The sequence below is a fragment of the Zhihengliuella sp. ISTPL4 genome (assembly GCF_002848265.1).
Lineage (GTDB): Bacteria > Actinomycetota > Actinomycetes > Actinomycetales > Microbacteriaceae > Microbacterium.
In genome coordinates, this window is sequence record NZ_CP025422.1 from 2,426,313 (window position 1) to 2,440,042 (window position 13,730).

Below are 13,730 nucleotides of genomic sequence, written 5' to 3' on the forward strand. Positions count from 1 at the left end.
ACCATCATCAAGTTGAACCTAGGTCGTTCTCGGACGACCCGTCGAGCTCCGTCCCGAACCGCTCCCCCGAGCTCACCTGCTGCGCCACCCGCCGCAACGCCAGCAACAACGGTTCCACCAACACCGACCCCAGCACCACGTAGCGCACCGCCGCCTCCGCCGACTCCCCCGGCACCCCCGCGATCTCCGCGTCCGCGATCCGCCGCACACTCGCGAGGTACTCCGCCATCGCCGCATCCGGCACGGTGAACCCGACATGCTCCAGCCCCTGCAGCGCCCGCGCCACCGCGTACAGCACGGCCTCGTCGCACATCCCCGGCTTCCACCCGAGCCCCGCGACGAGCGCCTCGGCGTCAGTCAGATCCAACGAGTCATCCACCGGTGGAGTGATCGCCGCATGTGCTGCCCCTAGCAGCTCGTGCGCATTCGCGGGCGGATCATCCAGCGCCGCGACCACCCGTCGCGTCTCCGCGATGCTCACGCCCGCGTCGAGCAGGGCTCGGATCACGCGTAGCCGCTCGACGTGCTTCTCGTCGTACACGGCCTGCGTCGCGGAGGTGCGCTCCCCCTCGGGCAGCAGTCCCTCGCGCAGGTAGTACTTGATCGTCGGCACGGTCACGCCGGTCTGCCCTGACAGTTCGGAAATCCTCATGGCCACCCCTTGACTTCGATAGTAACGCTATCCAAAATGGATAGCGTTACTATCCAATAAGGAGTCGCCATGTCGAAAGTCTTCACGGGCCGGATGACCCACCGCCACAACGGGGAACTCGTCATCTTCCACGTCGGTATGCAGATCAATCGCTGGTGGCGTCTCGACCACTGGCTGCCCGCCTTCTTCGCCATGCCCCGCATGCTCAAGGAACTCAGTATCGACGAGGACTCCGGCCTGCGCGGCTATCACATCCTTCTCGGCGCGGGCGGCCCGTATCTCGTGCAGTACTGGTCGTCGATCGACAAGCTGTACGCCTATGCATCCAACCCTGTACAGGAACACCGCCCCGCCTGGGCCGCGTTCAACCGCGCCGCCCGGAAGGCACCGGGCACCCTCGGCGTCTGGCACGAGACCTACCTGATCGACAGCGCCGAGAGCGTGTACGTCTCGACGAAACGCATGGGCCTCGCGGCAGCAACGGAGCATGTGCCCGTGCCGCGGCGCCACGACCGTGCCCAGGCGCGGTTCGCGGATGGGCGGGTAGAGGCAGGGCGCCGCGCGTCGCTCGAAGGCTAGTCGCCCGGTCGCGAGACAGGCCCGGGGGTTGACGGAAGCGGCGATGAGCCCCCGAACGCCCGCAAGCGCTACGCCGACCGCGAGTCCGCCGCCGTTCTGATCGCCGAGTTCAGATAGAAGGCCGCGACGATGAACAACGCCGCCCCTCCGACGAACACGAGAGGTGGATTCGGTGACTGCGGCGCTGCGACCGACGCGTACATCGCCTGAAAGACGAAGAGCAGGGTGAGCGCGACACTCGTGCTACGCGTGTTGGTCATTTTCCACCAGGGTCGGCGACTGTCCGGCTCTCCCCGGCCACGAAACGTTCTGGCCGCTACGACCACGGCAGCAACGAGCGCCACGACCGCCCAGACGAATCCGAGATCGAAGCTCGCGATACTTAGGGGAACAAGAACGAGCGTGATGACGATCACAACGACAAGCAGGTACCCCACCTGCGCTGAGGGTTCCTTGATGCGCATAGTTGCCTCCCGTCCTACTTGACTGCTTTGAAGGTCGTGTAGCTGCAGTAGTTAAAGCCGCAGTTGTAGTACGTCACCTTGATCCGCAGCTTCTGCCAGTATGCTTTCTCGACTTCTGCCGACGGCGCAAGCCCAGCGCATGTGATGCTCGCTGGATAGGTAATCGGGAATAGCCCGCAAATGTTGTTGACGTTCTTCAGACCCTTGTACATGTTGGTGACCTGGGTGCGGCTCAGGTAGATCACAGACGTCGTGTACGTCGGATCAGCGACTACGGGGTATGCGTAGTCTGCGCTCTGATGTTCGACAACCTGGACAATGCTCGAACCCTTGATCTCGTATCTTGTCGGAACCATACGACCATCCGCATCGCGAGCCCATGGCTCAGCGAACGCACCTAGGACTTCTCCAGTGGCGTTCTCCACCACATCGATTCCCTCGCCGGAAGGCAGCAACGACGCGCCGACCGGCAAGTCAATCGGATACTCATACGAAGTTGGCGCGGAAGAGTCGTTCAAGACGGTCGCCACCTGTAGCCGCCCGGTATCCTGGACGACGGCCACCGTGTCTGTTCCATTGTTGTTGTCGAACGTCATCGTCCCTGGTGCCTCAGAGACTCCGTCGCTCGCCGCGCCCGCGAACGGCAGCCCAATCGCGATCTCGCCGGCCCCCACCGCGACGGACACCCCGTGCGCTGGGTCGGAGGGAACCGACAACGATATGCCCCCGAGCGTCCCGGCCAGGCCTTCACGTGCCACCGGCATATCGACTGCGCTTGCAACGGAAGCTTGGTCCGCGCCTTCAAGCGCATCAAGGGGACCGAGGTCGTCACCGTGAGCGGGACTGATCACCGTGAGCATCAACGTTCCAACCAAAAAGGCGCCCAGGGCGAGGTATGACGCGCGTGATTGTTGTACGTGCTTCATGCGGAACTCCTCAAGATTCTCCGTGCGGACCCGCCCTTTTGTGCTTCGACCTGAACGCTCGCACAATGCGGACCCAGATTCCAGGAGTTTGGCCTCTCGTCAGGCGTTGTATTCCGGAATCCAATCTTGAGATTGCTCACCCCACAGAGCAGCGCATTTCTCAATGCGACGCCGGCGACTGAGCGGGGCCACGGTGGCAGTTAGCGAACTGCCGATTGGGCCCAGGCTGGGCGCGGAGCGCCTCACGACGCCGTGGACACGCCAGGCCCCCACGGAGCCCGGCTACTGTACCGAGATGGACCACCCTGACCCGACCATCGAATCACTGCACACTCTCACGGACGCGGACGCCCAAGCAATCGCCGCGCTCTTGGCGCAGGTCTCCGCGTCAGCAGTATTCGATCGCGCTCGAACGGAGGCGGTCATCGCACACGAGGCGACGGAGCTCCTGGTTGCACGGGACTCTGGGCGCATCGTCGGCACCGCGACTCTCGTGACCGCACCTTCGCTGACCGGGCTCCGCGGGCACGTCGAAGATGTCGTGGTCGACGAGGCGGAACGGGGGCGCGGCATCGCGCGACTCCTTTTGGAGCGCATGACGCAGCTTGCACAAGAGCGCGGACTCCGGACGCTCGATCTCACCTCACGCCCGTCCCGAGAGTCCGCACTGCGGCTGTACGAGTCCGTCGGGTTCCGCAGGCGTGAGACGAACCTGCTTCGATTCAGCCCTACCGCGGACTAGTCACGCCGCGATCCCCCGCAACAACCGGACTACCGTCTCCTCCACCCGCTCCACACTTAACGGCTGCCCGATCAGGGCGGAGTACGAGGCGATCGCGATGAACTCGTCGGCGACCGCGGCGGCATCCACATCCGCACGCACGTCCCCCGCATCACGCCCGCGCGCGACGCGCTCCGCCACCCATTCCCGAATCGGCGCCGCCAGCCGCTCGTTCAACACGAGCCCCAGCTCCGGGTCGGCCGCCGTCACCTCGATGAGCGCCCGCGCCAGCGAGACGCCCTCAGGCCGGGCCAGACCCGCGGACACCGCCGTGAACCACGCACGCAGGTCCGCACCGAGGTCATCCGTCATCGGCACGACGACATCCGAACCAGGGACGCTCCCCTCGAGCAGCGCTTCCCCGAGGATCGCAGCCTTCGACGGCCACCACCGGTAGATCGTCTGCTTCGACACCTCCGCCTCAGCGGCGAGACCCTCGATCGTCACGGCCTCGTACCCGTCTGCGGCGAGCGCGCGACGCATCGCCTCCAGCACGGACTGGCGGGCCTTTTCACTGCGAGGACGGGGCACCTTTCGAGCGTACAGAGGCGTACACTGGAACATAAGTAGACGCACCGTTGCGAAACCCGAGCAAGGAGAAAGAGCATGGCCCTCACCGCACACTCCACCATCGGCGACTGGATGAGCGACCCCACCGGCGGCCCGCTCATCCGTGGCCTCTTCGAGCAGACGGGCGCCGACCCCGAGCTCCTCACCCCCGTGCTCGGGCTCCCGCTGCAGCAGCTCGTCGCCATGAGCCAGGGCCAGCTCCCGCAGTCGGTCGTCGACGACCTCGTCCGCGCCGCGAACAACGGCGAGATCCCGGAGGACGACGCCTCCGAGGGCTGGACCGAGAAGGTCACGGCGGGCCGCTTCGCCGGCAAGACCGTCATCGTCACGGGCGCCGCGTCGGGGATCGGCAAGGCCACCGCCTCGCGCATCGCCCGGGAAGGCGGTCGCGTGATCGCCAGCGACATCGCCGCCGAGAAGCTCGACGCCTTCAAGGCCGAACTGCCGGACGCCGACATCGTCACGGTCGCCGGCGACCTCACGAAGCAGGACGCGATCGACGCCGTCCTCGCCGCCGCGGGCGACCGCATCGACGGGCTCGCGAACGTCGCCGGCATCAACGACGACTTCTCCCCGGCCGGCGAGACCCCGGATGCCGTGTGGGACCGGGTCATCGCGATCAACCTCACGGCGCCGTTCAAGCTCATGCGCGCGGTCATCCCCGTCATGGAGAAGGCCGGACGCGGCGCGATCCTCAACGTGTCGAGCGAGGCCGGCCTCCGCGGCAACGCCTCGGGCAACGCCTACACGGCCAGCAAGCACGGCATCATCGGGGTCACCAAGTCGGCCGCCTTCATGTACGGGCCGAAGGGCATCCGCGTGAACTCCGTCGCCCCGGGCGGCGTCGCCACCGGCATCCCCATGCCCCCGCACATGTCCGAGTTCGGCTCCGGCCGCCTCGCCCCGTTCCAGCAGGCCATCCCGACCGTCGCGACCGCCGAGCACCTGGCCGCGTCGATCACCTTCCTGCTGTCGGATGACGCCGTGAACATCAACGGCGCCATCCTCGCCTCCGACGGAGGCTGGTCCGTGCAGTAACGCGACTCCATGGAACCGACGCCCCCGCCGACCCGAACGGCGGGGGCGTTCTCCGTCCGGGGTCAGCGCTTCTGCGTGACGACCGTGGCGGCGAAGGCGGTGGCACTCACTGCGGTACCGGAATTCCGTTTGCGCTCGCCGCAGCAGCACCTATCGTCATTCGCAGCCGCACATCCGGGCGTACTCGACGATGTGCTCGGCCGTCCCGACTCCCGCGATCGGTCTCGTGCGTCACCTCGGATGTGGTCTCCATGGCCGCACCATATCTGACGGGACCGGTTCCGGCAGGATGCCGGTCACACCACTCCGACGAGCTCCTCGCGCGCCCACGCTTCGAGAGTCGTCGGTGTCGTCGAGAGGACGGACCGCGGCTGCTCCGCCACGAAGCCGTCGCGGAGCCCGGTGGACATCCCCAGCACGGCCTCGGCCATCGCCTCCGGCATCCCCGCGGCGCGGAGCCCCTGACGCATCTCCTCGTCGTCGATGCGCTGCACGGTCACCTCCCGCCCGAGCTCGCGCGTCAGGACCCCGGCGACCTCGGACCAGCTCAGGTCCGCGGGTCCGTGCACGGCCTGCACCCGCCGGCCCCTCCACTCCCTGTTCAGGAGCGTGAGGGCAGCGACCTCCGCGATGTCCCGCGGCGCCACCCACGGCATCCGGAAGTCCAGCGGGAGCACCGTGGCGAGCGTCCCCGCCCGCAGCGACTCGACGTCGAGCAACAGGTTGGTGAAGAAGTAGCCGCACCGCAGATGCGTCACGTCGATATCGAGGGCGTCGAGCGCGACCTCCGTGGCGGCCAGGCCGTCGATCTCGCCGACGCCGTGCCGCTTCTCCGCGCCGACGCTGCTCTGGAACACCACCCGCCGGACGCCGTTCGCCCGCACGGCCTGCACCAGGGCTTCGGTGGCACGGGCGTAGTCGGCGAGGGGGTCGTCGGAGAACACCGACGGATCCACCCAGTACAGGGCATCGACGCCCCGCGTCGCGGCGACGACCTCCTCGGGATCCTGCGAGTCGGCCAAGGCGATGTCGACGTACGGGCGCAGGTCGGCAGCGATGCGATCGGGGTCCCTGGTGAGCAGTAGGGGGCGGACGCCGGCGCGGATCAGCATCCGCGTGAGGTGGTGCCCGACGTGGCCGTTGGGGGTGGTGACAGCGATGCGCATGAGGGTCCTCTCGGTCGGTGTCGCTCCACGCTACGGACCGATACGGCCTGATTCCGGCCGCATCTCGCGCGATGATGGAGCCGTGGACGCTCCCTCGCACCGCACACTCCAGCTGCTGTCGCTGCTGCAGACCGGCGGCGAGTGGAGCGTGCCCGACCTCGCCGCCCGCCTGACCGTGAGCCCGCGGACGGTCCGCCGCGATATGCAGCGCCTACGCGACCTCGGCTACGACGTCCACTCCCGCCCCGGTCCCGGCGCGGTCTATCGCCTGCGACCGGGGACGCGCATCCCACCGCTGCTCCTGGACGCCGACGACGTCACCGCGATCATCACCGGGCTACTCGTCCTCGAGGCGTGGGGCCCGGAGGATCCGTCCGCCGCCGTCGCCCGCGCGAAGATCGAGCAGGTCCTTCCGCCGGGCCTTCGACGACGGGCCGCCGCGACGGCGTTGTCCACGCAGATCCTCCGCGCGGAGCCGGCGCCCGCCGAGTGGAGTGCGGTCGGGACACTCGCCGACGCGGTCGCGCAGGGCGCTCGCGTCGCCTTCACCTATACCGACCGGCACGAGCACGCCTCGGAGCGGGTGATCGCGCCGCATCGCCATGTCCTCCACAAAGGGCGGTGGTACGTGGTCGGCTTCGATATCGATCGCGACGACTGGCGCCTGTTCCGGCTCGACCGGATGCGGGAGGTGCGGACGCTGCCGGGGGCGTTCGCGGCGCGGGAGTTCCCGTTCACCTCGGTCGAGGAGTGGCTCGCGAGCGACTTCGGCCGGTCCGGAAGCTGATCCCCCGCGGCGGCGCAAGCCCCTCCGCGGACACCTTCCCTCGCCGTACCCTCGCCGCATGCTGAAGATCGTGTCGATCGTGATCCGCGTGAACGACCTCCCCGCCCAGACGGCATTCTGGAAGGCCGCCCTCGACTACGTCGAACGAGACCCCGTGGAGGACGACTGGGTGGTGCTCAAACCGCGCGACGCCGACGCTCCTTGCATCGCGCTCGACGCACACCACTCGGAGCGCGTACTGCCGCCGCGCATCCACCTCGACATCTACGCGGAAGACCAGACTGCGGAAGTGGAGCGTCTCGCCGGACTCGGAGCGCGGGAGGTGCCCTGGGACGGCCGCCCCGACGACGCCGACTACATCATCATGGAAGACCCCGAAGGGAACCGCTTCTGCATCGTCGACCGTCCCGACTGGCGCGGGTGGAATGCGGGCTGAGCACGCGCATGGAGGCGCAGTTCTGCACCCGCAGGGGGGGCGCGGCTAGGGCTGGGGGAGGCGGGCGCGGGCGGCGCGGACGAGGGCGGCGTTGCTCGGGGCCTCGGTGCCGTCCGGCAGGAGGAGCGTGTCCTCCAGGCCGATCCTCGTGTCGAGGCCGAGTTCCGCGGCGAGATCGAGGGCGGGCCACGTCGACAACTCCTCGCCGTGGAGCAGGATCGGCAGGTCGGGCTCTTCGCGCGCGACGTGCGCGATCAGACCTTCAGCGTGCGGGCGGACGACGTCGACGGCCTCCGCGGGAAGCTCCACGAGCACGCGCAGGCAATCGCCGCGAACCGGGGACACCCGCCACGCCTCGAGCCCCGCGGCGTCCCAGATACCCGCCTCCACACCGATGCCCCGGCGCCCCAGCAGCGCAGCCACCTCGTCGGCGCCGGCCTCGTGCCAGTTCACGGACGCATAGTCGGGGAGTTCGGTCCAGCCCTCGATCGCCTCGAGGCGCCGGGCCACATCGGGCTCGGCCCAGGCTCCGGTCGTCACCCCCACGGGCACGCCCGGCGCCGCCGCACGGACGGCGCCCAGCCACCGCTGCACATCCTCGCGCGCGAGAGAGTCGCGACCGGCGGCATCCTTCGGGTGCACGTGGATCTCGACGGCACCGGCATCGACGGCGGCCGCGGCGTCCTGAGCCACCACCGTCTCGTCAGCGCTCAGCCAGGGGTGCTCCGCGACGTCCCTGGCACCGTTCAGGCAGACCTGCAGGATCATCGGCGACTCACCACATGAGGTCGCGCGGGTGCGCTTCGTTCGGAGCCACGTCGTCGGACGGCCCCTCCTCCGTGCGGACGAAGTGCTGCACCTGACGCGCGGTCGCCGCCCCGCGGCCAACCTTCACCGCCTCCTCCATCGACTCGAAGCTGCTGCCCAGCGTGTGCGACTCGCCCTGGATCCGGTTGAACCAGATGCCGTTGCGCGAGAACGTCTCGATGTCTCCTGCGGCCATGCCCTGCCTTTCGTCTCCCTCCTTTCTACGTGAGGCGACCGACGGCGAAGAGGCCCTTGACATGTCGCGTCGCCCGACAGTGCCGACCCACCCCCTCCCGTGCATCCCGGCCCTTTGCGCACGATCGCAACGGGCCGGGTCGGCCGCAAGGGGGTGGGTCGACGCTCATGCGACGTCGAGCACCCAGGTCACGCCGAAGCGGTCGGTGAGCATGCCGAACCCGGCGGACCACGCCGAAGCGGCGAGCGGCTCGACCACCGTCGCGCCGTCCGCGAGACGGTCCCAGACGGGATGGAGCTCGTCGAGGGACTCCGCCCGCAACGACTGGAAGAAGGAGCGGTCGGTGATCGTCATCCCGTTCTCTCGGCGCGTGCTGCCCGCGGTCGCCGCAGGGTCGCCGTCGTCCAGCCCCGGGATGTCGTATGCCATCAGGCGCACGGGACCCTCCAGCTGCCCGAACACGATCTTGTCGGAACCGGGGACCCCTTCCGGCATGCCGAACTGTCCGTACGTCGCCGCGGTCACCTCCCCGCCGAAGACCGACTGGTAGAACTCGAGCGCCTGTCGCGCCGTTCCGCCGAAGTTCAGGTGTGTGGTGGTCGTGATGGTCATGGTGTCCTCCGTTTCCGCGTCCCGGCTCTCGGTCCGCGCACCCTCCACGATCACCGGGGTAGAGGTCAGCTTCTGTCCGCGACTGGACGCAGAATTGACCCATGACCGGAACGTCCGCGCGCATGCTCGCTCTCCTGTCCCTGCTGCAGGCCCGGCGCGACTGGCCAGGGCAGGTCCTCGCGGAGCGCCTCGACGTCACCCCGCGGACCGTTCGCCGAGACGTCGATCGTCTGCGCGAGCTCGGGTACCGCGTGGCCGCGAGCAAGGGTCCGTACGGCGGGTACCGTCTCGAGGCCGGCTCGGAGCTTCCTCCCCTCCTGTTCGACGAAGGCCAGGCGGTCGCCGTCGCCGTCGCGCTGCAGAACGCCGCGGCGGGAGGCGTCGACGTCGCGGAGGACGCGGAACGGGCGCTCGCGACGGTCCGCCAGGTCATGCCGTCCCGGCTGCGGCATCGCATGGACGGCATCCGCTTCCTGGAGACAGCGGCAGAGCACCGCGTCGATCCCGGCGTCCTGGAGGCGGCGAGCGCCGCAGTCCGCGACCAGGAGGTGCTGCGCTTCGATTACGGCGACGCAGCCGACCGGCCTCCCCGGCGGGCGGAACCGCACGCGGTCGTCGCGCGAGAAGGCCGGTGGTATCTGCTGGCTTGGGATCTCGACGCCCACGACTGGCGCACGTACCGCCTGGATCGGATGAAGCCCCGTGTGCCGCGTGGACCGAGGTTCGCTCCACGTCCTCTCCCTGCTGACGACGCGCGAACCTACCTCGCGGCGCGGGCGAAGGGCTCGACGACCGAGGATCGCTGGCCGTGCGTCGGGATGGTCGTGCTGGAGCGGGACGCCCGCGAGGTCGCTCCGTGGGCGGGCAGTGGTGACCTCGAACCTCTCCCCGACGGCTCTTGCCGGCTCACCGTCGGTTCCTGGTCCTGGACGGGAGTGCTCGCCGCGGTCGCGCGTTTCGACGCCCCCTTCACCATCATCGGCCCCGAGGCGCTGCGAGAGGCTGCGGTCGCACTGGCGAACCGGGTGCACGCCGCAGCCGCCGCGACGCGCTGACCCGACGCTGCGTCACTGCGGAGCTGGGCGCCCCCGGACGAGGTGCTCGATCGCCATGGCGGCGATCGGAGCCATCGTTTCCGCGGCTTCGCCGTTGTACATGGTGAACCGGATCCAATCCGTGCCGACGCGCACGTCAAGTGCCGACCGTCCGTAGTAGTCGGTGCGGAAGGAGGCCTCGTCCGCACCCTCCACGGCCACGTCGGCCCCCGCCGCCAGGCCCTGGTATGCCCACGCCCCCGCCGGGAGCGTGCTGAAATTCAGGTACTTCTCATCCGTATAGACATTCTGCCCCGCCGCATAGTCGCAATACTGTCCACCGCCGGACACGAAGTAGACCTCCGCGGGGATGCCCCAGCCTCCCATCGCCGAAGCCTCGACGATCTCGACGTGGGTTCCGAGTCGGCTACTGATCTCCTGAGCGGTCAGCAGGTTCTCACAGGGGATGCCGAAGATCTCGCTCGAGGCCAGCTCCACCGGTCGCGCGGACGCGGACGCCGAGGAGAGCAGCTCGAGCAGCCTGCCATGCACCCGATCGCCGTCGTCGGCGCCGAGGGACGGAGAAGTGAAGCTCGCGTTCAGGAGGGTGTCGCCATCGAGGAGCATCGCGGAGCATCGCCCCTCGTCGCAACGCACGGCCTCGGCCAGCGGGTGACCATCGAGCTTTGCGGTGACCCCGTCGAGGATCCTCCCCGCCCCAGGGACGAGGAACACCTCCCAGGCGTCCGAGGGCGGGCTGTCCGACTCATAGCTTTCGCGGTCACTCGACGCGCAGGCGATGCCGCCCGCACGGTGCATCATGTACTGCGCGGGCCCCGGGTACCAGTTCGGCGCGGAGGCGAGTGCCATGGCGTCCTGGACATCGGCCGCCTGGACACCGAGGCTCTCCACAGCGGCAGCCACGTCCGCGCAGGTCACCGCGAACGCCGCATCCGGAGCGACGATCGGCTCCTCCGTCGGGGTCGGCGTCGGGGTCGGTGACGCGGCGGTCGTGCGGGTGGGCTCGGGCGTGGGCTTCGCGTCCGGGGCGCACCCGGCGAGAGCGAGGACCGCGACCAACCCGACCAGGAGGAGGCGGGGGCGACGATGCATACCCACACCCTAGAGGCGGGCGTCCCGCCCGACCCGCATCGGTAGACTGGACACGCCCCGCCGGCCCCTTCCTTTGGAGTGCGCGTGACCACCGCCCCTGCACCTTCCCCCCAGCACGTCCCCGACTCCGTCGAGAACGCGATCGCGACGCCCGAGAAGGAGCAGCCCTACGGCGCCCTCGGGCTCAAGGACGACGAGTACGCGCGCATCAAGGAGATCCTCGGCCGCCGCCCCACCTCGGGCGAGCTGGCGATGTACTCGGTGATGTGGTCGGAGCACTGCTCCTACAAGTCGAGCAAGAACTACCTGCGCCGCTTCGGCCAGAAGGTCTCCGACGAGATGAAGGAACGCCTCATGGTCGGCATGGGCCAGAACGCGGGCGTCGTCGACGTCGGCGAGGGCTGGGCCGTCACCTTCAAGGCGGAGTCGCACAACCACCCGTCGTTCATCGAGCCGTTCCAGGGCGCGGCGACCGGCGTCGGCGGTATCGTCCGCGACATCATCTCGATGGGCGCCCGCCCCGTCGCGGTCATGGACGCGCTGCGCTTCGGGGCGATCGACCACCCTGACACCGCCCGCGTCGTGCACGGCGTGACGAGCGGCATCAGCTTCTACGGCAACTGCCTGGGCCTTCCGAACATCGGCGGCGAGACCGTCTTCGACAGCGTCTACCAGGCCAACCCGCTCGTGAACGCGCTCGCGGTGGGCGTGCTGCGCCACGAAGACCTCAAGCTCGCGAACGCGACCGGCGTCGGCAACAAGGTCGTCCTGTTCGGTGCGCGCACGGGCGGCGACGGCATCGGCGGCGCGAGCATCCTCGCGTCCGACTCGTTCGACTCGACCGGCCCGACCAAGCGCCCCGCGGTGCAGGTGGGCGACCCGTTCGCCGAGAAGGTGCTCATCGAGTGCTGTCTGGAGCTCTACCGCGGCGAGCTCGTCGAGGCGATCCAGGATCTCGGTGCCGCCGGCATCTCCTGCGCGACCAGCGAGCTCGCGGCCAACGGCAACAGCGGCATGCACGTCTCGCTCGATAACGTGCTGCTGCGCGACCCCACGCTCACGGCCGAGGAGATCCTCATGTCGGAGTCGCAGGAGCGCATGATGGCGATTGTCGCCCCCGAGAAGCTCGACGCCTTCCTGGCCGTCGTGAACAAGTGGGAGGTCGAGACCTCCGTGCTCGGCGAGGTCACCGGCGACGGACGCCTCATCATCGACTGGCAGGGCGAGCGCATCGTCGACGTCGACCCCTCGACCGTCGCGGTCGACGGCCCCGTCTACGACCGCCCGGTCGCCTACCCGACGTGGATCGACGCCCTGCAGGCCGACGCCGCCGAGAACCTGCCGCGCGCGAACGACCCGGAGACGCTGCGCGAGCAGTTCCTCGCCCTCGTCGCCTCCCCGAACCTCGCGGACACGAGCTGGATCACGAACCAGTACGACTACTACGTGCTCGGCAACACGGCCCTGAGCTTCCCCGACGACGCCGGCATGATCCGCGTGGACGAGGAGTCCGGCCTGGGCTTCTCCGTCGCGACCGACGCCAACGGCCGCTACTGCCAGCTCGACCCGTACGCGGGCGCGCAGCTCGCGCTCGCCGAGGCGTACCGCAACGTCGCCGTCACCGGTGCCGTGCCGACGGCCATCACCGACTGCCTCAACTTCGGTTCCCCCGAGAACCCCGAGGTCATGTGGCAGTTCGGGCAGACCGTCGACGGCCTCGCGGACGGCTGCTACGAACTGGGCACCCCGGTCACCGGCGGCAACGTCTCGTTCTACAACCAGACCGGCGACGTCCCGATCCACCCGACCCCGCTCGTCGGCGTGCTGGGCATCATCGACGACGTCTCCCGCCGCATCCCGTCCGGCTGGCAGGACGAGGGGCAGAACATCTACCTGCTCGGCACCACGTCGACCGAGCTCTCCGGCTCCGCGTGGGCCGAGGTCGTGCACCAGCACCTCGGCGGCCGCCCGCCGAAGGTCGACCTCGCGGGCGAGAAGCGCCTGGCCGGCCTGCTCGCCGCGGCCCGGGACGAATGGCTCATCTCCTCCGCGCACGACCTCTCCGAAGGGGGTCTCGCGCAGGCCCTGGCCGAGGGCGTCATGCGCTTCGGCGTCGGCGCCCGCGTCTGGCTCAACGAGATCATCGAGCGCGATGACGTGGACGCCGCGACCGCCCTGTTCTCCGAGTCGACCGGCCGCGTGATCGTGACCGTCCCCCGCGAGGACGACGTGAAGTTCCGCGGGCTCTGCGAGGGCCGCGGCTACCCGGTCGCCCGCATCGGCGTCACGGACAGCGAGCCGCAGCTCGAGGTGCAGGACGTCTTCACCGTCTCGGCCGCCGAGCTCCGCGAGCGCTCGCAGGCCACGCTGCCGTCGTACTTCGGTCCGACCGTCACGGAGCCGGTGGCCTGATGAGCGGCGACGGCCTCAGCGAGGACTACGGCGACCTCGGCGAGAAGCGCAACCGGCGCATCCGCATCGTTGCGTGGACGGTCATCGTGGCGCTGATCCTCGGTGGCGGCGGCGCGACCGTGCTGACCATCCTCCTCGGCTGACCCGACGTCGCAGA

The 13,730-nt window shown here is 69.1% G+C and carries 17 protein-coding genes; 8 read left to right on the forward strand and 9 right to left on the reverse strand.

Annotation, left to right across the window (positions count from 1 at the left end; all coding sequences use genetic code 11):
* Positions 1 to 7 precede the first annotated feature (7 nt).
* The gene (locus CYL12_RS11515; RefSeq protein ID WP_101847724.1) at positions 8 to 652 is read right to left on the reverse strand and encodes a MerR family transcriptional regulator; all 645 of its coding nucleotides are present in this window, start codon (positions 650 to 652) and stop codon (positions 8 to 10) included.
* Between the two features lie 69 nt (positions 653 to 721).
* Between CYL12_RS11515 and CYL12_RS11520 the strand changes: the two genes are divergently transcribed.
* Entirely contained in the window at positions 722 to 1,231 is a 510-nt protein-coding gene (locus tag CYL12_RS11520; protein ID WP_101847725.1) for a DUF4188 domain-containing protein, read from the forward strand.
* A gap of 68 nt (positions 1,232 to 1,299) precedes the next feature.
* On the opposite strand, the gene CYL12_RS17230 is transcribed toward CYL12_RS11520, so the two are convergent.
* Positions 1,300 to 1,695 carry a hypothetical protein gene (locus CYL12_RS17230; protein WP_158297171.1) on the reverse strand — a complete coding sequence of 132 codons (396 nt, stop codon included), beginning with the start codon at positions 1,693 to 1,695 and terminating at the stop codon, positions 1,300 to 1,302.
* A 14-nt stretch (positions 1,696 to 1,709) separates the two neighbouring features.
* Positions 1,710 to 2,621 (reverse strand): hypothetical protein, encoded by a 912-nt coding sequence (locus CYL12_RS11530; protein ID WP_158297172.1) that lies wholly within the window; start codon positions 2,619 to 2,621, stop codon positions 1,710 to 1,712.
* 295 nt (positions 2,622 to 2,916) lie between these two features.
* Between CYL12_RS11530 and CYL12_RS11535 the strand changes: the two genes are divergently transcribed.
* The gene (locus tag CYL12_RS11535) at positions 2,917 to 3,363 is read left to right on the forward strand and encodes a GNAT family N-acetyltransferase (RefSeq protein WP_101848776.1); all 447 of its coding nucleotides are present in this window, start codon (positions 2,917 to 2,919) and stop codon (positions 3,361 to 3,363) included.
* On the opposite strand, the gene CYL12_RS11540 is transcribed toward CYL12_RS11535, so the two are convergent.
* The gene (locus tag CYL12_RS11540) at positions 3,364 to 3,933 is read right to left on the reverse strand and encodes a TetR/AcrR family transcriptional regulator (RefSeq protein WP_233486721.1); all 570 of its coding nucleotides are present in this window, start codon (positions 3,931 to 3,933) and stop codon (positions 3,364 to 3,366) included. It lies immediately after the preceding gene.
* Between the two features lie 75 nt (positions 3,934 to 4,008).
* On the opposite strand from CYL12_RS11540, the gene CYL12_RS11545 reads away from it, so the two are divergent.
* Positions 4,009 to 5,010 carry an SDR family NAD(P)-dependent oxidoreductase gene (locus CYL12_RS11545; protein ID WP_101847729.1) on the forward strand — a complete coding sequence of 334 codons (1,002 nt, stop codon included), beginning with the start codon at positions 4,009 to 4,011 and terminating at the stop codon, positions 5,008 to 5,010.
* Between the two features lie 296 nt (positions 5,011 to 5,306).
* Here the strand turns inward: CYL12_RS11545 and CYL12_RS11550 are convergent, their stop codons facing one another.
* Positions 5,307 to 6,176 carry an NmrA family NAD(P)-binding protein gene (locus CYL12_RS11550; RefSeq protein WP_101847730.1) on the reverse strand — a complete coding sequence of 290 codons (870 nt, stop codon included), beginning with the start codon at positions 6,174 to 6,176 and terminating at the stop codon, positions 5,307 to 5,309.
* Between the two features lie 82 nt (positions 6,177 to 6,258).
* Here CYL12_RS11550 and CYL12_RS11555 point away from each other — a divergent pair, with 82 nt between their 5' ends.
* Positions 6,259 to 6,963 carry a helix-turn-helix transcriptional regulator gene (locus CYL12_RS11555; RefSeq protein WP_233486722.1) on the forward strand — a complete coding sequence of 235 codons (705 nt, stop codon included), beginning with the start codon at positions 6,259 to 6,261 and terminating at the stop codon, positions 6,961 to 6,963.
* A gap of 58 nt (positions 6,964 to 7,021) precedes the next feature.
* Positions 7,022 to 7,399: a VOC family protein gene (locus CYL12_RS11560; RefSeq protein WP_101847732.1), complete on the forward strand. Its 378-nt coding sequence runs from the start codon at positions 7,022 to 7,024 to the stop codon at positions 7,397 to 7,399.
* Positions 7,400 to 7,444: 45 nt separating this feature from the next.
* Here CYL12_RS11560 and CYL12_RS11565 read toward each other — a convergent pair whose 3' ends face one another.
* The 3 genes from CYL12_RS11565 to CYL12_RS11575 all read right to left on the reverse strand — a co-directional run bounded on the left by CYL12_RS11565 (position 7,445) and on the right by CYL12_RS11575 (position 9,014).
* Complete coding sequence (locus CYL12_RS11565) at positions 7,445 to 8,167, reverse strand: 3-keto-5-aminohexanoate cleavage protein (RefSeq protein WP_101847733.1); 723 nt, start codon at positions 8,165 to 8,167, stop codon at positions 7,445 to 7,447.
* Between the two features lie 7 nt (positions 8,168 to 8,174).
* Positions 8,175 to 8,402 (reverse strand): hypothetical protein, encoded by a 228-nt coding sequence (locus CYL12_RS11570; RefSeq protein WP_025104100.1) that lies wholly within the window; start codon positions 8,400 to 8,402, stop codon positions 8,175 to 8,177.
* A gap of 165 nt (positions 8,403 to 8,567) precedes the next feature.
* On the reverse strand, positions 8,568 to 9,014 hold the full coding sequence (locus tag CYL12_RS11575; RefSeq protein WP_101848777.1) for a VOC family protein: 447 nt from the start codon (positions 9,012 to 9,014) through the stop codon (positions 8,568 to 8,570).
* Positions 9,015 to 9,115: 101 nt separating this feature from the next.
* On the opposite strand from CYL12_RS11575, the gene CYL12_RS11580 reads away from it, so the two are divergent.
* Positions 9,116 to 10,069 carry a helix-turn-helix transcriptional regulator gene (locus tag CYL12_RS11580; RefSeq protein WP_101847734.1) on the forward strand — a complete coding sequence of 318 codons (954 nt, stop codon included), beginning with the start codon at positions 9,116 to 9,118 and terminating at the stop codon, positions 10,067 to 10,069.
* Between the two features lie 12 nt (positions 10,070 to 10,081).
* On the opposite strand, the gene CYL12_RS11585 is transcribed toward CYL12_RS11580, so the two are convergent.
* Complete coding sequence (locus tag CYL12_RS11585; RefSeq protein WP_101847735.1) at positions 10,082 to 11,161, reverse strand: hypothetical protein; 1,080 nt, start codon at positions 11,159 to 11,161, stop codon at positions 10,082 to 10,084.
* Positions 11,162 to 11,245: 84 nt separating this feature from the next.
* Between CYL12_RS11585 and purL the strand changes: the two genes are divergently transcribed.
* Together purL and CYL12_RS17315 are read left to right on the forward strand one after the other, a co-directional pair.
* Positions 11,246 to 13,573 (forward strand): phosphoribosylformylglycinamidine synthase subunit PurL, encoded by a 2,328-nt coding sequence (gene purL, locus CYL12_RS11590; RefSeq protein ID WP_101847736.1) that lies wholly within the window; start codon positions 11,246 to 11,248, stop codon positions 13,571 to 13,573.
* Entirely contained in the window at positions 13,573 to 13,716 is a 144-nt protein-coding gene (locus tag CYL12_RS17315; protein ID WP_199399112.1) for a hypothetical protein, read from the forward strand. Before purL ends, CYL12_RS17315 begins: the two co-directional genes overlap by 1 nt.
* The last annotated feature ends 14 nt before the right edge of the window (positions 13,717 to 13,730 follow it).